Below are 21624 nucleotides of genomic sequence, written 5' to 3'. Positions count from 1 at the left end.
TTCGCACTTCTCCCCAACGCGGGCCCGGGCAAAAGTTGTCGGGCCCGTTTTTTTGCTAGCGTGGTGCACGCACCGCCACGGAGATTGCCGATGACACGCCGCTTGATCCTGCTGGGCTGGGCAGCCATGGCGATGGGACTGGCCGGGCTTGCCCATGCCGACGCACCGATCCCGCTGTTGCCGCTGCCGGCGCAACTGCGCGTCGACGCCGGCCACTTCACGGTCGACGCGCACACGCCGATCGTGCTCGCCGACGACGCGGCCTCGACCCGGCGCACGGGCGCCTGGCTGGCCGACCTGATCGCGCGCACGCGCGGCCTGCACCTGCCGCTGAAACACGGCGCGGCCACGGCGCACGCGATCGTGCTGCAGCTCGACCCGGCGGCGCCGGTGACGAACCACGAAGGCTACGCACTCGACGTCACACCCGCAGGCATGCGCATCAGCGCACGCGATGCCGCCGGCCTGTTCTACGGCGCGGTGACCGCATGGCAGTTGCTCACGCCGGATGCGCAGCATGGCGCGGTGCAGGTGCCGGCGCTGTCCATCCGCGACCAGCCGCGCTTCGCCTGGCGCGGACTGATGCTGGATTCCGTGCGGCATTTCCAGACGGTCGGCGAGATCGAGCGCCTGCTCGAGCAGATGGCCCAGCACAAGCTCAACACCTTCCACTGGCACCTCACCGACGACCAGGGCTGGCGCATCCAGATCAAGCGCTACCCCGAGCTGACCCGCATCGGCGCGTGGCGCACGCCGCCGGATGCCGGGCACGACGGCGAACCGCCGCGCTACGGCGGCTTCTACACCCAGGACGAGATCCGGCGCATCGTCGCCTACGCCGCCGCGCGCCAGATCACCGTGGTGCCGGAGATCGACATGCCGGGCCACGCGCAGGCGGCCGTTGCCGCGTATCCGCAGCTCGGCGTCACCGGCCAGCGGCCGCCGGTATCGACCGACTGGGGCGTCAACCCGTATCTGTACAACGTCGACGACGCCACCTTCACCTTCATCGACAACGTGCTCGACGAAGTGCTGGCGTTGTTCCCGTCGACGTACATCCACGTCGGCGGCGACGAGGCGATCAAGGACCAGTGGCAAGCCTCGCCGGCGGTGCAGGCGCGGATGCATGCGCTGGGTATCGCCAACGAGAACACGCTGCAGGGCTGGTTCATCGACCGCGTCGGCCAGTACCTCGACAAGCACGGCCGCAAACTGATCGGCTGGGACGAAATCCTCGAAGGCGAGCACCTGCCGGCCGACGCCACCGTGATGTCCTGGCGCGGTACCGACGGCGCGATCAAGGCGGCGCTGCTCGGCCACGACGTGGTGCTGTCGCCCTCACCGGTCCTGTACTTTGACCACGTGCAGGGCGATGCCGCCGACGCGTACGCCGGCCGCCTCGGCGTGGAGTCGCTGCAGAACGTGTACGCCATCCCGACCGTGCCTGCCGTGCTGGACGCGGCGCAGGCGCGGCACGTGCTCGGCGTGCAGGCCAACGTGTGGACCGAACACATGCCGACCATGGCGCACGTGGAGCACGCGGTGTTCCCGCGGCTGGACGCGCTGGCCGAAGTGGCGTGGTCGCCGCCGGCCGCGCTGGTCTGGCCGGGTTTCCTCGCCCGCCTGCCGGCCCAGCTCGCGCGCTACCGCGCGCAGCGCATCGGCTATGCCGACACCGCCTTCGCGGTGGACATCGCGGTGGACCGCAACGTGGCGCTGGCCACCGGCAGGGCCACGGTCACGCTGGCCAACCAGACCGGCATCGGCGCCATCCGTTACACGCTGGGCGGCAGCGCGCCCACGCCGGCCTCGCCGCGTTACGACGCACCGTTCAACGTGACCCTGCCGGCCACCGTGCGCGCCACCAGCTACGCCGCCGACGGCAGCGCACTGGCCACGCCGCGCGAACGCGTGCTGGATCGCGCCTCGCTGCTGAGCCTGCCCGGCACGATGCTGGCGAACTGCCCCGGCAGCGATTTCCGCCTGCTCCTGCAGCCCGCGCCGGACGCCGCCAGCACCCAGCCGGTGTACGCGGTGAACGTGTTCAACACCTGCCAGCTGTTCCCGCCCACGCTGCTGGACGGCATCGGCGCGATCCGCGTCGAGGCGGTGCGGTTGCCGCGCAACTTCGCGCTGGCGCACGAGCAGAAGCTGGTGGTGGCGTACCCGCATGCCACGCCGTTCGGCGAGCTGGTGGTGCGTGCCGACCGCTGCGACGGCGCCGTGCTGGCCACGATGCCGCTGCCCGATCCCGCGCACGGCCCGCGCGAGTTCACGCTTGAGGCGCGGCTGCCCGCGCCGGCCGGCGAACATGCGCTGTGCCTGATCTATACCGCGCCGATCGACGGGCCGTTGTATGCGCTGGGCCGGGTGAGCCTGGTGCCTCCGCCATGACGCCGGCGCGGCGCCTTGCCTCGCTCGACGCCCTGCGCGGCTGCACCGTGGCGGCGATGCTGCTGGTCAACGATCCGGGCGACTGGGAGCATGTCTACTGGCCGCTGGAGCACGCGGCATGGAACGGCTGCACGCCGACCGACCTGGTCTTTCCGTTCTTCCTGTTCGTGGTCGGCGTGTCGGTGGCGCTGGCGATCCTGCCGCGGCTGGAGCAGGGCGCTTCGCCCTCCGCGCTGACCCGCGCTGCGATGTGGCGTGCCTTGCGCATCCTCGCGCTGGGCGTGGCGATCAATGTCGTGGCGGCGTGGCTGCTGCCGCAAGCGCACCTGCGTTTCCCCGGCGTGCTGCAACGGATCGCGCTGTGCTTCGCCGGGGTGGCGCTGTTCGCGGTCTACACGAAGCCGAGTACGCAGTGGTGGGCGATCGCGGCGTTGCTGCTCGGCTACTGGGGCTTGCTCCTGCTCGGCGGCTCGCTGGAGCCGTGGGCGAATATCGCCAGCCGTTTCGACAGTGCGTTGTTCGGCCGCTTCGTCTACCTGGTCGATCCGGCGACCGGCCGCGGCCACGATCCGGAAGGCCTGCTCTCCACGCTGCCGTCATTGGCCAGCACCTTGCTGGGCCTGCGCGCCGGTTGCTGGCTGCGCCGCGAAAAATTCCGGACGCTGTTGCTGGCCGGCATCGCATGCTTGCTGCTTGGCGCGCTGTGGTCGCCATGGCTGCCGTTCAACAAGAACCTGTGGACGCCCTCGTTCGTGCTGTGGACCACCGGCTGGGCCACGCTGGCGCTGCTGGCGTTCCACGCACTGATCGACCGGCGCGGCTGGCCCGCACTGGGCCGACGCTTCGGCGTCAACGCGATTGCCGCCTATGCCGGTTCCGAACTGATGCAGATCCTGCTGCCCGCGCTGGGCTGGCAGGAGCCGCTCTACCAGCACCTGTTCGCCGGCTGGATGACGCCGCGCTTCGGCCCGTACGTGCCATCGCTGGCGTTTGCGCTGGCGTTCGTCGCGCTGTGGTGGTTGATCGTGTGGGTGATGGATCGACGGCGTGTCTATCTCAAGCTCTAGCGACGCCCGCGCAGTGCCTTGATGATCAGGGCCATCGACAGCAAACCCAGCAGCAGGCCGATACCGGTACCCCACAAGGCGCCACTGTTGCCGGCAAGCAGATAGCCCACGCCGAAACCCAGCGGGAACAGCAGCAGGATCGGCAGGCAACCCATCAGCGCATCGCCGCCAATGCTTCCGGCGGCGACGGCGGATAACGCAGCAGGGCGTGCTTTGCCAGCTGGCTGTCGGCGGCGGACAGTTCGATCAGCGGCACGACCTTGCCGCCGACCAGTGCGGCGATAGGCATGCCGTCGCGGTACAGCACGCGCGCGCCGGCCAGTGCCGGCACCTTGTCGCCGGCCAGCACGGTGCCGACCAGGTTCAGCGGATCGCAGCCGCTGAGGCAGACCAGCTCGCCGTCGTCAGCGCGTGAGCGCGCCGCTCGCAGCGGCGCGATCGCCTCGGGCAGAGCGAACTGCTCGCCGACCAGGCCTTCGACGAAACGGCCGCCGCGGATCTCGCCGCGCGCCTCCAGCCGGTGGTACACGCGCAGCAACTCACGCCACGGCGGGAGCCATGGTGCCTCGCGTTCCAGCAGCTTCCAGAACACCACACCGTAGCGGCGCAGCAAAGTGCGGGCGATGTGTTCGATTGCCTCGGGCTCGGCCTTGCCCGTCGTCGCGCCGCGCGCCAGCGCCCAGCGCCCCGCATCCTCGATCCCGCCAAACGCATGCCGTCGCATGCGCTGGTGCCGCGCGCCGTCGCGCTTCGCCGCCGGCAGCAGCAAGGCGCGCAGGCCGGCGAAACTGTCGGCGCTGATCCGGCCGGCAGCGACCAGCTCACCCAGGGCATCTTCCAGTTCGGTACGCAGCAGGCGAGTGTCGGCCAGCAATTCGTCGAAGAACAGGGCGCCATGCTCACGCAACGCATCGGCCACGGCCTGGGCGCGCGAGGACAACAGGATTTCCTGCGCATCGTCACTGCTGGCGACGGCCGTCCAGAAGGCCATCTCGCGTCGCGGCAGCAGCACGATCGGCGTGCTGCGCACCGGGCCGCCGCCACCGCCCGTGCCGGTGCGCAGGCGGCTCCAGACGATACGGCCGGCACGGCAAAGTTCGTCCAGCCAGCTGATCGCATAGTCCTCGACGCGCGCCGGCAGGATCTCCGCTTCCCACGCACCGGCCGCGGCCTCGTAGCCTTCCAGCTGCGCCAGCGTGGCGACCAGCGCATCCGGTCCGTTCAATCGGGTGGCGGCCGACACATGCTGCCAGTCGAACAGGAAGCGCATCAGCGCGCGCCGGCTGACCGGCTCGATCTCGCGGCGCAGCCGGCCGATGGTGTAGCGGTGGATGCGCGCCAGCAGATGCCGCTCGCACCATTCGGTGTCGCTGGCGTCGCCGGTGAAACGGCCCTGCATCACATAGCCTTCGGACTGCAGGCGCAGCAGGGCCTGTTCGACCTCGTCAGTGCCGACGACCAGCGAAGTGGCCAGTGCGTTCACGGTGACCGGGCCGAGGCCGCCGAGGCGATGGCGCACCAGTTCCAGCACGGCGTCCTCGCGCGACCACGCCTGCGCGGTGTATTCGGCGGGTGCGGCGGTCGGTGGGTGCATCGCTGCGGTGGGATGCAGTGACTGCCACAGCGGCAGTTGTTCGGCGGTGATCCAGACGTCGCCGAGCCGGGTCGCACGCTGCGCCTTCGACAGCGCCTGCAGCCGTTCCCGCCAGCCGGAGTTGGCATCGACCTCCGCTGCCGTGACGAAGCCGAGCAAGGTCAACGCTTCATGCATTTCGTCGGCATCGCGCACCTGCGGCCACGCTTCCTCGCGTACGGCGGCGATCGCGTCGGGGTCGAGCCGGCCCAGGTCGTCGGCGCTGTCGGCATCGTTCCAGCGGCGGGTCTGCACCGCCTGGGTGCGCCGTTCCTCCAGCGGCGCGTCGTCGAGGAAGGCGTACGGCGCGGCGTTCAGCACTTCGGCGGCGAGCGGGCTGGGCGCGGTTAGGTCGCGCGCGACGATGGCGATCTCGCCGCCTTCGAGCTGGCGCAGGATCGCCAGCAGCCCGTCCACGTCCATCGCCTCGCGCAGGCAGTCGTGCATGGTCTGGTTGACCAGCGGATGATCCGGCACCTCGCGTTCGCCCACGATGTTTTCCAGGCAGGCGACCTGGTCGGGAAATACCGCGGCGAGCAGGTCTTCGCTCTTCATCCGTTGCAGCGGCGGCGGGGTCTTCTTGCCGCCGGTGAAGCGCGGCAGCGCCAGCGCGGTGACGGCGTTCCAGCGCCAGCGCGCGGGGAACAGCGGCGCGTCCAGCAGGGCCTGCACCAGCACGTGCTCGGCGCTGTTCGAGTGCAGGTAGTGCGCCACTTCCTCCAGCGGGAAACTGTGGCTGGTGGAGAGCGACAGCACGATCGCGTCCTCGGTCGCCGCCGCCTGCAGTTCGAAGTTGAACTGGCGGCAGAAGCGCTTGCGCAGCGCCAGCCCCCAGGCGCGGTTGATGCGGCTGCCCCAGGGCGTGTGGATCACCAGCTGGGTGCCGCCGGATTCGTCGAAGAAGCGTTCCAGCACCAGCGTGTGCTGGCTGGGGAGGACGCCGAGCGCGGCTTTGGCGCGGGCGAGGTAGTCGGCCAGTTGCTGCGCGGCGGCTTTGTCCAGGCCGAGTTGATCATGCAGCCAGGCGACCGCCGCCGATACGCCGCCGGTGTCGAGTTGCGCGGAAATCTCCTCGCGCAGCCGCGACACGCCGAACGACAATTCGTCGCTGCGTCCGGGCGCCTCGCCCAGCCAGAACGGGATGCTCGGCGGCGCGCCGTGCGCATCCTCCACTCGCAATCGATCACGCTCGACACGCTGGATGCGGTAGCTGGCGTTGCCGAGCTGGAAGATGTCGCCGGCCATGCTCTCGACCGCGAAATCCTCGTTCACCGTGCCGACGATGATCGCCTGTGGCTCCAGCACCACCTTGTAGTCGGCGGTGTCGGGGATGGTGCCGCCGGAGGTCAGCGCGGTGAGCCGCGCGCTGCGCCGCGGGCGCAGCTGCCGGTTCACCGCGTCGCGATGGATGTACGCCGCGCGCGGTCCCTGCCGCGTGGTGAAGCCTTCGGCCAGCATGCGCACCACCGCATCGAAATTCGCACGCGTGAGCTCGCGGTAGGGATGCGCGCGGCGCACCAGCGCGTACAGCGCGTCCTCGTCCCACTCGCTGCAGGCGACCTCGGCGACGATCTGCTGGGCCAGCACGTCCAGCGGCTGCGGCGGCATCACCAGCGCATCCAGTTCGCTGCGGCGCACGCAGTCGAGCAGGGCGGTGCATTCGATCAGGTCGTCGCGAGTGGCCGGGAACAGCCGTGCCTTCGGCGTGCCGTCGATGCTGTGGCCGGAACGGCCGGCGCGCTGCAGGAACGCGGCGATCGAACGCGGCGAGCCGAGCTGGCAGACCAGGTCCACCTCGCCGATGTCGATGCCCAGTTCCAGCGAGGCGGTCGCCACCAGCACCTTCAATTCGCCGCGCTTGAGCCGCTGCTCGGCGTCCAGCCGCAGTTCCTTCGCCAGGCTGCCGTGATGCGCCGCCACGTGCTCCTTGCCCAGTCGCTCGGACAGGTGCCGCGCCGCGCGCTCGGCCATCCGCCGTGTGTTGACGAAGACCAGGGTGGTGCGATGCGCGCGCACCAGTTGGGCGAGGCGGTCGTAGACAAGCTCCCACGTCTCGTTCGACATCACCGCTTCGAGCGGGACGGGTGGGACTTCGATGGCAAGGTCGCGCGGGCGGGTGTGGCCCACGTCGATGATGGTCGCGTAGCTCCCTCCCCTGCTCGCAGGGGAGGGTTGGGGTGGGGTGCTCTTGCTTGTGGGCTCTAGATCAAGAGCTTCACCCCCTCCCGACCTCCCCCTGCGACCGAAGGAAGTCCCTTGTGGGCCAGCAGGGGGAGGAGCCAAGGTTGCAAGTTCGGGTTTTTCACCTGTGCCAACGAGAAAGCCGGCAACTTTCTCAATCGGCTTCTGCGTTGCCGACAGCCCGATCCGCAGCAAGCGCCGCTGGCACAGCGACTCCAGCCGTTCCAGCGACAGCGCGAGGTGCGAACCGCGCTTACTGCCGGCGATGGCGTGGATCTCGTCGACGATCACCGTGCGCACGCTCGCCAGCATGGAACGCCCCGAAGCCGAACCGAGCAACACGTACAGTGATTCCGGTGTGGTCACCAGGATATGCGGCGGCACTTTGCGCAGCAGGTTGCGCTCGACCTGCGGGGTGTCGCCGGTGCGTACGGCGGTGCGGATTGCCACGTCGGGCAGGCCGAGTTTCTCCAGCTCGGCGCGGATGCCTTCCAGCGGCGCCTCCAGATTGATGTGGATGTCGTTCGACAGCGCCTTCAGCGGCGACACGTAGAGCACGGTGGTGGCATCGGCCAGCACGCCGCCGTGGGTGACGCCTTCGCGCACCAGTTCGTCGATGGCGGCGAGGAACGCGGTCAGCGTCTTGCCCGAGCCGGTCGGTGCGGCGACCAGGGTGTGCGCTCCGGCACGGATCGACGGCCACGCGGCCGCCTGCGCCGCGGTGGGCGCAGCGAACGCGCCGCGGAACCAGGCGGCGACGGCAGGATGGAAGTCGGCGAGCGGGGACGACATGGCTTTCCGAAAGATGGGTACCATCGGCGCTGCACGCAAGCGCGAAGCGCCGCTTCGTGACGCCAGTGGCTTGCGCTGGAAACGTTACGTTAGCACTCTGCGCGGTGCCGTCAGCCGCCTTCCTTCTTCGCCCGAGGTTGCCCATGTCCCGTCGTTCGCGTCGTCTGTCCGCCTGTGCCTTCGCCCTGGCCGTGGTGGCCACTGCCACGGCAGCCGGCGAGCCACCAGCGCGACCCTGGATGAACGCTTCGCTGTCCCCCGATGCGCGCGCCGCGCTGGTGGTGCAGGCGATGAGCCAGGACGAGAAGTTCCAGCTGATCACCACCGCCTATGGCAGCGCCTCCGATGGCAAGCCGGCGCCGGCCTGCGCGCTGGGCTCGGCGGCTTGCGCGCCGGCGATCTCGCGGCTGGGCTTGCCGGCACTGCAGGAAACCGACGCCGGGCTGGGCGTGGCGCGTCCGCTCAACGCGCACAGCCGCGACATCGCCACGGCACTGCCTTCCGGCCTGGCCACCGCGGCCAGCTGGGACCCGGCGGTGGCCGAGGCCGGCGGCGCGATGATCGGCCGCGAGGCGCATCGCAAGGGCTTCAACGTGCTGCTGGCCGGCGGCGCCAACCTGCTGCGCGACCCGCGCAACGGCCGCAACTTCGAGTACGCCGGCGAGGACCCGCTGCTGGTCGGCGTGATGGCTGGCCATGCGGTGCGCGGCATCCAGTCGCAGCACGTGGTGTCCACGCTCAAGCACTACGCCGTCAACGACCTGGAAACCGGCCGTAACACGATGAACGCGAAGCTCGACCCGGTCGCCGCGCGCGAGTCGGACCTGCGCGCGTTCGAGATCGCGCTGGGCATCGGCGAGCCCGGCTCGGTGATGTGCGCGTACAACCGCGTCAACGGCACCTATGCGTGCGAGAACGCGTGGCTGCTCGACCAGGTGCTCAAGCGCGACTGGGGTTACAAGGGCTTCGTGATGTCCGACTGGGGCGCGGTGCACAGCGCGGCGAAGTCCGCGCTGGCCGGGCTGGACCAGCAATCGGCCGGCGAGACATTCGACCCGCAGGTGTTCTTCGCCGCGCCGCTGCGCGAGGCGATCGCCAGGGGCGAGGTGCCGCAGGCGCGGCTGGACGACATGGTGCAGCGCATCCTGCGCAGCCTGTTCGCGGTCGGCGCGATCGACCACCCCGCCAAGGCAGCGCCGATCGACTACGCCGCCGACGCGAAGGTGGCGCAGCGCGCCGCCGAGGCCGGGGCGGTGCTGCTGCGCAATCAGGACCACCTGCTGCCGCTGGCGCGCACCTTGAAGTCGGTGGCGGTGATCGGCGCGCACGCGGACAAGGGCGTGCTGGCCGGCGGCGGTTCGTCGGCGGTGACCGCGCCGGGCGGCAATGCGGTGCCGGGGCTGGCGCCGACCGTGTGGCCGGGCCCGGTGATGTACCACCCGTCCGCGCCGCTGGCGGCGATCGCCCGGCGCGTCGGCGGCAAGGCCAGCTACGCCAGCGGCGAGGACATCGCGGCCGCGGCGAAGCTGGCCGCCTCGTCCGAGGTGGCGGTGGTGTTCGTGCAGCAGTGGGCGGCCGAGTCGTTCGACCGCCCGAGCATGGCGCTGGACGGCCAGCAGGACGCGCTGGTCGCCGCCGTCGCCAAGGCCAACCCGCGCACCGTGGTGGTGCTGGAGAACAATGGCCCGCTGGCGATGCCGTGGCTGGCGCAGACCGCGGCGGTGCTGGAGGCCTGGTACCCCGGCAACGCCGGCGGCGAGGCGATCGCGCGGCTGCTGTTCGGCGAAGTCGATCCATCCGGCCGGCTGCCGCTCAGCTGGCCGCGCGACGCGTCGCAGCTGCCGCGCCCGACCATCGCCGGCGCCGGCCTGGCCGCGATCGGCCTGCCGCCGCAAGGCCAGCCCGCCGACACGGTCGACTACGACATCGAGGGTGCCGACGTCGGCTACCGCTGGTTCCAGCGTCGCGGCAGCGAGCCGCTGTTCCCGTTCGGCTACGGGCTGGGCTACACCACCTTCGGCTACGGCCCGCTGACCGTCACCACCGATGCGGCCGGCGCGGTGACGGCGTCGTTCGCGGTCACCAACACCGGCAAACGCGCCGGCGCCGACGTGCCGCAGCTCTACGTGCAACTGCCCGGCAAGCAGGTGTCGCGGCTGGTCGGCTGGCAGAAGCTGACGCTGCAGCCGGGGCAGACGCAACGGGTCCGGCTGGCGCTGCCGGCGGTGCGCTTCGCGCGCTACGACGACCACGGCCACGGCTGGCGCGTCGCCGCCGGCAGCTACCGGCTGCTGCTCGGCCACTCGTCCGCGCAGATCGAACAGCGTGCGGAATTGCGGCTGCCGGCGGTGTTTCCCGCCGGCGCGCAGCGCTGACCGGCCGGCGCTTCGCTTTCGCCAGCGAGTCCGCTGTATGACAATACGGCGACGATACGCGCCGGCATGGGCCGGCCGCGGCGTCTCCCTTTTCGCCATTTGAGGACCGACCATGCACGTCGCCACTTCGTTGCGCCTCGCCGTACTCGCCGCCAGCATCGCCGCCGCGTTGCCGCTGGGCGCCGCACTGGCGCAGGAAGCCGCGCCGGCCAAGCCGCAGCAGCCGGCCAAGACCACCGAACTGCAGACGGTCAACGTCACCGCCTCGAAGCGGGTGGAGAACATGCAGAAGGTGCCGATGGCGCTGACCGTGCTGACCCCGGACAAGCTGGAGGCGTTCGGCCAGTCCGGCGACACCGTGCTGCAGCTGGCCTCGCGCGCGCCCAGCGTGTATGCCGAGACCTCCTACGGCCGCGAGTTCCCGCGCTTCTATATCCGCGGTCTGGGCAACAGCGATTTTGACCTCAATGCCTCGCAGCCGGTGTCGATGGTGTACGACGACATCGTGCAGGAGAACCCGATCCTGAAAGGCTTCCCGTTGTTCGACCTGGCCCAGGTCGAAGTGCTGCGCGGCCCGCAGGGCACGCTGTTCGGACGCAACTCGCCGGCTGGCGTGATCAAGTTCGAGTCGGTGCGGCCCAGCCAGGAAACCAGCGGCTACGCCCGCGTTTCGTACGGTTCGCTTGGCACCGCGAATGCCGAGGCCGCGCTGGGCGGTGCACTGAGTCCGCACTGGTCCGGCCGCGTCTCCGCGCTGGCGCAGCACCGCGATGGCTGGATCGACAACACCTTCACTGGCCAGAAGAACGTGCTGGGCGGTTACAACGACCGCGCCGTGCGGTTGCAGGCGCTGTACGAAAACGGCGGCTTCAGCGCGCTGATCAATGGCCACGCGCGCTGGCTGGACGGCAGCGCGATGGTCAACCGGGCCAACGCGATCGAGCTGGGCAGCGCCAGCTTCGTGCCCGGCTTCGACCGCTACAAGGTGGCGCAGGACGGCCGCAACAAGCAGCATCTGTTCAGCTGGGGCAGCAACCTGCACCTGGCGTGGAACCTCGGTGACCTGACCTTCACCTCGATCACCGGGCTGGAGCGCGCCACCACCTACAGCCTCGGCGACGTCGACGGCGGCTACGGTGCGGTGTTCCATCAGCCGATGGGCCCGGGCTTCATCCCGTTCCCGGTGGAGACCGCCGACGCGCTGCCGCACGACCGCCAGATCACCCAGGAATTCCGCCTCGCCAGCAATGGCCAGGACAAGCTCAACTGGCAGGTCGGCGCGTATTACTTCGACGAAGACATCGCGATCAGCAACTTCGACTACGCCACCTTCAACAACCACGCGCTCGACGGCTACGCCATGCAGACCCAGCGCACCAAGGCGTGGGCGCTGTTCGGCTCGGCCAACTACCAGCTCGCCGACGACTTCGAGCTGCGCGCCGGCGCGCGCTGGTCGCACGACTCGCGCGACTTCAAGGTGGACCGCGTGCTGTCGCCGATCGGCGGCGGCCCGCTGCTGCTGACTGCGCAGCCGCACGACTCGCGCTGGAGCGGCGACCTCACCGGCACCTGGACGCTGAACCCGAACGTCAACGTTTACGCGCGCGTCGCCAACGGCTTCCGTGCGCCCAGCGTGCAGGGTCGCGTGCTGTTCTCCGACTTCATCTCGCAAGCCAAGCCCGAGACGATCACCAGCTACGAGCTGGGCGTGAAGACCACCGGCATGGACAACCACGTGCGCTTCAACGCGGACGTGTACGGCTACAACATGCACAACCAGCAGCTCACCGCGGTGGGTGGCGACATCAACATCACCCGCCTGATCAACGCGAAGAAGACCGAGGGCTACGGCGCCGAGTTCGACCTGGAGGCCTACCTCACGCCGAACTTCGTGCTCACCGCCGGTGGCAGCTACAACTTCACCCAGCTGAAGGACCCGGGCCTGGCTGTAGCGGTGTGCGGCTCCGGCTGCACCGTGCTCGACCCGCTCAACGCCGCGGGCAATGCGCTGGTCGATGGCAATACCCTGCCGAACGCGCCGAAATGGATCGGCACACTCACCGCGCGCTACGGCATCCCGTACGGCGAGAGCGGCGAGTTCTTCGTCTACACCGACTGGAACTACCGCAGCGAGGTGAACTTCTTCCTGTACGACTCGGCCGAGTTCAAGGGCAAGCCGCTGCTGGAAGGCGGCGTGCGGCTCGGCTACAACTGGGACTACGGCCGCCGCGAGGTCGCCCTGTACGGCCGCAACATCACCGACAAGCGGGCGATCACCGGCGCGATCGACTTCAACAACCGCACCGCCTTCGTCAACGACCCGCGCATCATCGGCGTTGAATTCCGCGCCGAGCTGTAAACCGTACCCCGCCGCGCTGGCGCGCGGCGCGGCATCGGCATCCTGCCCGCGCAGCGGCCCGCGCATGCCATGCAGGCGGCGCGCGGCCGTGCCAAGATGCGTGCTGGCCGCTGTCCGCGAGGATGCCGAGGGGAGTCCGCGGGTGGCCGCCCCGGTGCAAGGGAAATCTATGCGTACACGGAGTGGGGGAGTGATCCGTCGGTTCGGCATGCTGGTGCTGCTGTCCGGCCTGAGCCTGTTGGGGATGTCGGCGGCACGCGCGGCCAGCCTCGATCCGGCGCTGCTGCCGAAGATCCAGGCGGCCACCTTCGAGGTGGTGCAGGCCAAGCCGGCCGGCGATCCACTGAGCTACGAGCGGCCGCTGCCGCTGGAGCAACTGCCCTACCAGGAGCGTACCGACAAGTACTACTCGATCGGCACCGCGTTCGCGATCGGCCACAACCGCTACGTCACCGCCGGCCACGTGCTGCTGGCCGGCGCGGACAGCCTGTGGGGGCCACCCGAACTGCGCGACGCCGCCGGCCGCGTGTACCCGATCGGCAAGATCGAGAAGTTCTCGCTGGGCAAGGATTTCGTGGTGTTCACGCTGGCGCAGCCGCCGGCGGGCGACGCGGCGCTGGAGGTCGACGCCAGCCCCGCGCTCAACCAGGTGGTCTACGCGGTGGGCAACGCGCTGGGCACCGGCGTGGTGATCCGCGACGGCCTGTACACCTCCGACACGCCGGAGCAGCAGGACGGTGCCTGGAAATGGATGCGCTTCTCCGCCGCCGCCTCGCCCGGCAACAGCGGCGGGCCACTGCTCGGCAAGGATGGCAAGCTGATCGGCGTGGTGCTGATGAAGTCGGCCAACGAGAACCTCAACTACGCGCTGCCGATCCGCGAGGTGCTGGACGCGCCGGCCGGCAAGGGCGTGATGGACACGCGCGTCACCTACCAGATCGACCTGTTCGACACCGTGCAGAACGACCGGCTCAAGGCGCAGTTCGCGCTGCCGGCCAGCCTGGGTGACTTCTACCGCGAATTCCAGTCGCGCATGGACGCCAACAGCGACGCGCTGCTGAAGGCACTGCTGGCGAAGGAGTCCGCCAATCTGTTCCCGAACGGCGCCGGCTCGGCGCGACTGCTGCACCAGCAGACCCAGCTGGACGGCTTCCCCACCCTGATCGTGCGCGCCAGCGACGGCGAATGGCGGCGCGTTGGCGAGCGGTCGCAGTATTTCGCGCTGGACGGCAACGGCTACGTGGCCACCGGCGGGGTCGCGCGCAATGGGCTGATCCGCCTGCGCCGGCCCGACGGGGTGGCCGCGGATAAGTTCTACGGCGACGCGAAATCGCGCATGGACCTGCTGGCGCGCACCGGCATGTTCCAGCGCGAGGTCGCCGGCGAGAAGGTCAAGATCACCTCGCTGGGCAAGCCCGTGCGCGAATCGACCCGGCTCGACCGCTGGCAGCGGCCGTGGCATGTCGGCGTGTGGACGCTGCCTTACGCCAACGCGCTGGTGGTGGCGTACATGCTGCCGGTACCGGACGGCAGCGTGATGCTGGTGCGCTTCACGCCGCCCTCCCACGAGCACGACAGCATGCTGGACCTGGACGAGATGAGCAGCTTCGTCCACGTCACCTATCAGGGCACGCTGGCGCAGTGGAAGGACTTCCTCGGCAACCCGGCGCTGCAGCCGGCCGCGCTCAGGAACATCCGCATCGGCTTCGACTATGACCATCGCTTCAGCTACGCCTCGCCACGGGTGGCGTTCTCCTACCCGTCCTCGCTGCAGCCGGTCAAGCCGGACAACCTGCTGTGGCTCGGCTTCCGCTTCTTCCTGGACGGCGGCAAGCCGGTATGGGACGTGGGCGACGTGAACGTCTGGAAGGACACCGCCTCCGACGACCACAACAATGTCAACGTGCAGCGCTATGTCGCGCCGCCGGCCGGGCTGGACGACGACCTGAGCAGCCGCTGGCGCAAGCTGTCGGCGCGCGAGTATCCCTACAATGGCGTGGCGCGCTACGAGAACGACCTGATGAAGATCAACACCGTGGTCGCGCCGGCCGCCGCCGACCCGTCGTCCGCGGTGCTGTACACCGCCTTCTACGGCACCGCGGGCACACAGCCCCAGGCCGACATGAAAGGCAAGCTCGACCTGCTGACGAAGGACATGCGGGTCACGGAACATTGATGCCAGTCCCGGCCCGGCGCATGCGACGGCGCCGGGCCACGAAAACGGACGCGGAACCACCCATGCACGCGGCACTGCAGAACCGTCCTGCGGACGGCATCGAACCCACGGCCTGGCTCGCCATGGCCGACGGCCACCGGTTGTTCCTGCGCGACTGGCCGCTGGCCGGCGCACGCGGCGCGCTGCTGATCGTGCACGGGCTGGGCGAACACAGCGGCCGCTACGAGCGACTGGCGGCGTGGTTCAACCAGCGCGGCTACGCCGTGCGTGGCTATGACCAGCGCGGCCACGGCCGGACCCCGGGCCGCCGCGGCGGCCTGCGCCACGGCGACGACCTGCTGGAAGACCTCGCCACCGTCTACCACGACTACGCCAACGGCCTGCCGCATCCGCCGCTGCTGCTTGGCCACAGCCTGGGCGGCCTGGTCGCCGCGCGCGCGGTACTGGACGGCCGCATCGCGCCGCCGGCGCTGCTGCTCTCGTCGCCGGCGCTGCGCAGCCGCGAGTCGCCGCGGATGATCGCGCTGGCGCGGCTGCTCAGTCGCCTTGCGCCGAACCTGCCACTGCGCAATGGACTGGATTTCGACCAGCTCTCGCACGACCGCCAGGTGGTCGCCGACTATCGCAGCGACCCGTTGCGCCACAGCTGGATCACGCCGCGGCTGGCCGACTTCATCTTCCGCGCCGGCGCCGCGTGCATCGCCGACGCGGCCAGCCTGGCACTGCCGACCCTGCTGCTGGTGGCCGACAGCGACGGCCTGGTCGATCCCGCCGGCAGCCGCGCGTTTGCGCGCAAGGCCGCCTCCAGCGGACAGCTGACCACGCGCTTCTTCTCGACGCTGTACCACGAGCTGTTCAACGAGGCCGAGCCGGGGCGCGGCCAGGTGCTGATGCAGCTGGGCGACTGGCTGGGCCGACAGGACGTGTCGACGCCGCGTTGAACGCTGCCTCGCCGCAAGATGCGCGCCCGATCCATAGCTGCGGCCTCGCCCGCGACGGCGCCTTCGCCACTCTCGCGCCGCGCGTGGTGGGGCCGTCGTCGTGAGGCCGCCGGCCGGTAAGAAAGAACTAAGCGGCGGCTTTCAGAATGGTGGCATGCACCCTGCCGTCCATCCACCATGCATCCCCACGACGAGTTCGTGTCGCGCCTCCGCTTTCCGGATGGCGTGCACGGTGGTGGTCGCGCTGATCGTGTCCGGCTGCGCCAGCTACGCGCCGTTGCCGCTGGGCCGGGGCGAAGGCGCGGCCAGCGTGACGCAACTCACCGCGCCGACGGCCGGGATGCCGTTGCCAGCGCTGGCAACGCATCGCTTCGATCCCGCCGACGGGCTGGACGTGACCGAGACGGCGATGCTGGCGGTGGCGAACAGTCCGGCGCTGAAGCTCAAGCGCGACGAGCTGGGCATCGCCCGCGCGCAGGCCTTCGCGGCCGGCCTGCTGCCCGATCCGCAACTGAGCCTGGGCGCGGATTTCCCGCAACATTCGGGCAGCGGCCTGACCACCGCGTACAACCTCGGCCTCAGCGAGGACATCAGCGCGCTGCTCACCCGCTCGTCGCGTCGGGCGGCGGCGCGCAGCCAGGCGCAGCAGGTGAACCTCGACCTGTTGTGGGCGGAGTGGCAGACCGTGGCACAGGCGCGACTGCTGTTCGGCCAGGTGCTGAACCTGCGCGCGCAGCAGGCCCGGCTGGCCAGCGAGCAGGCGGCGCTGGAACAGGTCACGCCCTACGTGCAGGCGGCGCTGGCCGCCGGCAACCTCACCTACGACAGCGCCAGCGCCGGCCTGAACGCCGCCGCGGACGTGCGCAGGCAGCAGGCCGACAACGCGGTCGCCCTGCACCAGGCCGACAGCGACCTGCACGTGCTGCTGGGGCTTGCGCCTGATGCCGCGCTCGACCTGACTGGCGCGCCATATCAAGTCGAGCCGACGCCGGCGCAGCTGCAGCAGGCACTGGCCGACCTGCCGCGGCGACGACCCGATCTGCTTGCGCTGCAGGCCGGTTACCAGTCGCAGCAAGAAAAACTGCGCGCGGCCGTGCTGGCCCAGTTTCCCGCACTGAACATCGGCTTCAACACCGCGCGCGACACCAGCGCCGTCTACACCCACGGTTTCACCGTCGGCATCACGCTGCCGCTGTTCGACCGCAACCGCGGCAACATCGCGATCGAGCGGGCGACCCGGCAGCAGCTGAAGGACGACTACGAGGCGCGCGTGCTGACCACGCGCAGCGACATGCAGCGACTGGCCGCCGATCTCACCACGCTGGATCGGCAACGCCACGCATTGATCGCCCACGCGCAGCAGCTGGCCGATGCCCGCCGCGCCGCGGAGCAGTCGTGGCGGCAGGGCCTGCTGGACTGGCCGACCTGGCTGGCGATCCGCAGCCAGTCGCTGGCTGCCGATCTCGAACTGCTTGCCGTGCAACAGCAGCAGGCCACCCAGTCGATCGCGCTGGAAGCACTGCTCGGCAATACCGAGCTTGGCGATACCGCTCATTCCGTTCCCGCACAGGCTTCCACGCCATGAACCGATCGCTGCTCTTGCCGTTGCTGTGCCTGCTGCTGGCCGCGTGCAGCCACGGCGCCGCCGATGACGAAGGAGAAGCCGCGGCGGTGCAGGGCCAGGTGGCGGTGACCACCGCCACGCCGGTGCAGCAGACCTTTCACGACACGGTGGAAGCCTGGGGCGTCGCGGTGGGCGATCCGCAGCATGCGCGCGCGATCAGCCTTGCGCATGGCGGCCAGGTGGTAGCGCTGCAGGTGGCGGCCGGGCAGAGCGTACGGCGCGGGCAGCCGCTGCTGACGATCGCACCCGATCCGGTGGCGCGCAGCGCGTACCGGCAGGCGCAGAGTGCGCTGGAGCTGGCCAGCGGCGAACTCCAGCGTACCGAACAGCTGGCGGCGCAACGGTTGGCCACGCAGTCGCAACTGGCGAGCGCGCGCAAGGCGCAGGCCGATGCGCAGGCCGCGCTGGAGGCGCAGCGCGCGCTCGGCGGCGGCAGCGCGCAGGAAACCGTCAATGCGCCGGCCGACGGCGTGGTCGGCACGCTCAGCGTGGGCTTGGGCGAGCGCTTCGCGGCGAATGCGCCGCTGCTGGGCTTCACCCCGGTGCACGCGCTGGTCGCGCAGCTGGGCGTGCAACCGGAGGATGGCGCCAGGCTGCACGCCGGCATGCCGGTGCAGTTGCGCAGCGTGTATGGCAACCAGGCGGCCTTTGTCGGCAGCCTGCGCATGATCGGCCAGTCGGTCGATCCGCAGACCCATCTGCTCGGCGCGCAGGTCGAATTGCCAGCCGAAGCTGGCGCCGCACTGGTCGCCGGCGCGGCGCTGGATGCGCAGATCCGCACCGCCGATGTCACCGCCTGGGCCGTGCCGCGCAGCGCGGTGCTGCACGATGAACGTGGCGACTACCTGTTCCAGCTTGAACACGGCCATGCCAAGCGTGTCGACGTGACGCTGCGCAGTCCGGCGGGCGATCCCGTCGGCGTGCAGGGCCCGCTCGATGCGCAGGCGAAGGTGATCGTGCTCGGTGTCTATGAACTGGCTGACGGCGATGCGGTGCGGGAGTCCACCCGGTGAGCGTCACCGCATGGATGCAACGGCATCGACGTTCGCTGCTGTTCCTGGCCCTGATGCTGGCGCTCGGCGGCCTCGCCAGCGCGCTGCTGATGCCGGTCGCGCTGTTCCCGAACGTGGCTTTCCCGCGTGTGCAGGTGTCGCTGGATGCGGGTGACCGCCCGGCTGACCAGATGGCGATCGAGGTGACCACGCCGGTGGAGGAGGCGATCCGCCGTGTGCGTGGTGTGCGCGACGTGCGCTCCACCACCAGCCGCGGCAGCGCCGAGGTGGCGGTGACGTTCGACTGGGGTGCGGACATGGCCGCGGCGCTGCAGGAAGTGAATGCGGCGGCCGGGCAGATCCTGCCGCAACTGCCGGCGGGCACCCAGCTCAGCACCCGGCGGATGGACCCGACCACGTTCCCGGTGCTGGCCTACAGCCTACGCTCGCACACGCAGTCGCCGAGCGCGCTGCACGACCTGGCCGAGTACCAGCTGCGCCCGCTGCTGAGCGGGATCAGCGGTGTGGCGCGGGTGGACGTGCAGGGCGGCGAGGTGGCCGAGTTCCACGCCGACGTCGATCCGGGCAGGCTGCGCGCGCAGCAATTGAGCCTGGCCGACGTGGCCACGGCGGTGAGCCACGCGGCGACGATCCAGGCGATGGGCCGCGTCTCCGACCACTACAAGCTGTACCTGCTGCTGGCCGACAACCAGCCGAAGACGCTCGCCGCGCTGAGCGGCATCGTGCTGCGCGCCGGTCCCGGCGGCGTGGTGCGGCTGGGCGACGTGGCTACGGTCAGCCTCGACCACGTGCCGCAGTGGATCCGGGTCAATGCGGATGGCCAGAACGCGGTGCTGCTGCAGGTCTACCAGCAGCCCGACGGCAACAGCGTGCAGATCGCCAGCGAAGTGAGACAGCGCCTGGCCGACTACGCGCCGCAGATGCCGGCCGGCGTGCAGCTCGCCAACTGGTACGACCAGACCCAGCTGGTGACCGGCGCCGCCGCCAGCGTGCGTGACGCGATCCTGATCGGCATCGTGCTGGCCGGGCTGGTGCTGTTCGTGTTCCTGCGCAATACGCGGGTGATCCTGGTCGCGCTGATCGTGGTGCCCTCGGTGCTGGCGATCACCATGCTGCTGCTGTCCGTGCTCGGCATGAGCTTCAACATGATGACGCTGGGCGGCATGGCCGCGGCGGTCGGGTTGATCATCGACGACGTGATCGTGATGCTCGAACACATCATGCGCCGGCTCAATCAGGGCGAAGGCGAGGTGCACGAACGCATCGCCGGCGCGGCGTGGGAGTTCACCCGCCCGCTGACAGGCTCCAGCGCCGCCACCGTGGTGATCTTCCTGCCGCTGGCGTTCCTGACCGGCGTGACCGGTGCGTTCTTCAAGGCGCTGTCGCTGACCATGGCCAGTGCGCTGATCATTTCCTATCTGCTGACTTGGGTCGCGGTGCCGCTGCTGGCCGAACGTTTCCTGGATCGACGCCACCTGGTCGAGCATCCGCCGGGGCGTTTCACCCGGTGGATGATGCAGGGCTACCGGAACCTGCTGCAGCGCTGGCTGAAACGGCCGCTGCTGGTGCTGCTGCTGGTGTTGCCGCTGGTGCTGGTCGGCGGCCTCGCGTACACCCGTGTCGGTACCGGCTTCATGCCGAAGATGGACGAAGGCGGTTTCATCCTCGACTACCTGTCGAAACCCGGCACTTCGCTGCAGGAAACCGACCGCCTGCTGCGCCAGGTCGAGACGATCATCCGCGCCAACCCGAACGTCGACACCTATTCGCGACGCACCGGCCTGCAGCTCGGCGGCGGCCTCACCGAAGCGAACCAGGGCGACTTCTTCGTGCGCCTGAAAAACGGCTCGCGCCCCTCGACCGAGGAGGTGATGACGCAGGTGCGCACCGAAGTCGAGAAGAAGGTGCCGGGGCTGGACATCGAGCTGTCGCAGCTGATGGAGGACCTGATTGGCGACCTGGTGGCGGTGCCGCAGCCGATCGAGATCCAGCTGTTCGGCGACGACCCGGCGCAGTTAGCCGCCACCGCCGGCAAAGTGGCCGCGGCGATCGGCCGAATCAGCGGCGTGGACGGCGTGCGCGACGGCATCAACCCGGCCGGCGATGCGCTGACCGTGCAGGTGGATGCGGACCGGGCCGCGCTGGAAGGACTCGACCCGACCAGCGTCACCGACCAGGTGGCGGCGGCGATCGACGGCACCGTGGTGGCGCAGCTGCCGACGGCGGGCAAGGTGGTGGGCGTGCGCGTGCGGCTGCCGGAGCATGCGCACCAGCAGCTGGAGCAGGTCGCCGCGTTGCCGATCCGCGCCAGCGACGGCCACCTGCTGCCGCTGTCGCGGGTGGCCACGCTGCGCGAGGTGCAGGGCCAGCCGCAGATCACCCGCGACAACCTCAAGCGCATGGTCGCGGTGACCGGGCGCATCAGCGGGCGCAGCCTCGGCGCCACCATCGCCGACGTCAAGGCCGTGCTGGCCAGACCGGGGATACTGCCCAAGGGCATGTACTACCAGCTCGGCGGTCTGTATCAGCAGCAGCAGCAGGCGTTCCGCGGGCTGACCATCGTGATGCTGGCGGCGATCGCGCTGGTGTTCACCCTGCTGCTGTTCCTGTACGAGAGTTTCCGCGTGGCGCTGGTGATCCTGGCCATGCCGTTGCTGGCGATTCCGGCGGTGTTTGCCGGACTGTGGCTGACCGGCATCGAGCTCAATATCTCGGCGATGATGGGCATGACGATGATCGTCGGCATCGTCACCGAGGTGGCGATCTTCTATTTCTCCGAACTCGAACAGGCCGCCGCCGGCATGCCGTTGCACGAGGCGCTGCATGAGGCGGGACAGCACCGCACGCGGCCGATCCTGATGTCCACGCTGGCCGCGATGCTCACCTTGCTGCCGCTGGCGCTGGCGATCGGCCAGGGTTCGCAGATGCAGCAGCCACTGGCGGTGGCGATCATCGCCGGCCTGCTGGTGCAGGTGCCGCTGGTGCTGCTGGTGATGCCGGTGCTGTATGCGCTGCTGCGCCGCCGCGATGTACAAAAAGCGGCCGGCTAAGGCTCGCGTAAGCGATCGC

The 21624-nt window shown here is 69.9% G+C and carries 11 protein-coding genes; 9 read left to right on the top strand and 2 right to left on the bottom strand.

The window, feature by feature from the left end; all coding sequences use genetic code 11:
- Positions 1-90 precede the first annotated feature (90 nt).
- Positions 91-2394, top strand: coding sequence for a family 20 glycosylhydrolase (locus tag IMW82_RS15560; RefSeq protein WP_211005209.1), 2304 nt, complete (start codon positions 91-93; stop codon positions 2392-2394).
- A complete protein-coding gene (locus IMW82_RS15555) occupies positions 2391-3461 on the top strand; it encodes a heparan-alpha-glucosaminide N-acetyltransferase domain-containing protein (RefSeq protein WP_211005208.1) in 1071 nt (356 codons plus the stop codon). Before IMW82_RS15560 ends, IMW82_RS15555 begins: the two co-directional genes overlap by 4 nt.
- Here the strand turns inward: IMW82_RS15555 and IMW82_RS15550 are convergent.
- Together IMW82_RS15550 and IMW82_RS15545 are read right to left on the bottom strand one after the other, a co-directional pair.
- Positions 3458-3616 (bottom strand): hypothetical protein, encoded by a 159-nt coding sequence (locus IMW82_RS15550; protein WP_211005207.1) that lies wholly within the window; start codon positions 3614-3616, stop codon positions 3458-3460. The two genes, IMW82_RS15555 and IMW82_RS15550, sit on opposite strands and share 4 nt — an antisense overlap.
- Positions 3616-8067 (bottom strand): DEAD/DEAH box helicase, encoded by a 4452-nt coding sequence (locus IMW82_RS15545; RefSeq protein ID WP_211005206.1) that lies wholly within the window; start codon positions 8065-8067, stop codon positions 3616-3618. Before IMW82_RS15545 ends, IMW82_RS15550 begins: the two co-directional genes overlap by 1 nt.
- Positions 8068-8210: 143 nt before the next feature.
- On the opposite strand from IMW82_RS15545, the gene IMW82_RS15540 reads away from it, so the two are divergent.
- The 7 genes from IMW82_RS15540 (at position 8211) to IMW82_RS15510 (ending at position 21605) form a co-directional block, all read left to right on the top strand.
- The gene (locus IMW82_RS15540; RefSeq protein ID WP_211005205.1) at positions 8211-10442 is read left to right on the top strand and encodes a glycoside hydrolase family 3 C-terminal domain-containing protein; all 2232 of its coding nucleotides are present in this window, start codon (positions 8211-8213) and stop codon (positions 10440-10442) included.
- 112 nt (positions 10443-10554) lie between these two features.
- Positions 10555-12801, top strand: a complete 2247-nt coding sequence (locus tag IMW82_RS15535) for a TonB-dependent receptor (RefSeq protein WP_211005204.1) — start codon at positions 10555-10557, stop codon at positions 12799-12801.
- A gap of 190 nt (positions 12802-12991) precedes the next feature.
- A complete protein-coding gene (locus IMW82_RS15530) occupies positions 12992-14977 on the top strand; it encodes a serine protease (protein WP_345777140.1) in 1986 nt (661 codons plus the stop codon).
- A gap of 62 nt (positions 14978-15039) precedes the next feature.
- Positions 15040-15918, top strand: a complete 879-nt coding sequence (locus tag IMW82_RS15525) for an alpha/beta hydrolase (RefSeq protein ID WP_211005202.1) — start codon at positions 15040-15042, stop codon at positions 15916-15918.
- Positions 15919-16138: 220 nt separating this feature from the next.
- Positions 16139-17503 carry a TolC family protein gene (locus IMW82_RS15520; protein ID WP_211005201.1) on the top strand — a complete coding sequence of 455 codons (1365 nt, stop codon included), beginning with the start codon at positions 16139-16141 and terminating at the stop codon, positions 17501-17503.
- Positions 17500-18555, top strand: coding sequence for an efflux RND transporter periplasmic adaptor subunit (locus IMW82_RS15515; protein ID WP_211005200.1), 1056 nt, complete (start codon positions 17500-17502; stop codon positions 18553-18555). The genes IMW82_RS15520 and IMW82_RS15515 overlap by 4 nt, the downstream gene beginning before the upstream one ends.
- Positions 18552-21605 carry an efflux RND transporter permease subunit gene (locus IMW82_RS15510; protein WP_211005199.1) on the top strand — a complete coding sequence of 1018 codons (3054 nt, stop codon included), beginning with the start codon at positions 18552-18554 and terminating at the stop codon, positions 21603-21605. Before IMW82_RS15515 ends, IMW82_RS15510 begins: the two co-directional genes overlap by 4 nt.
- Positions 21606-21624: the final 19 nt, after the last annotated feature.

Source organism: Rhodanobacter sp. B2A1Ga4 (assembly GCF_018101315.1).
GTDB classification, from domain to species: Bacteria; Pseudomonadota; Gammaproteobacteria; order Xanthomonadales; family Rhodanobacteraceae; genus Rhodanobacter; species Rhodanobacter thiooxydans_A.
The sequence above is the reverse complement of the archived record's forward strand: the minus strand, read 5'-3'. Positions and strand labels throughout refer to the sequence as shown.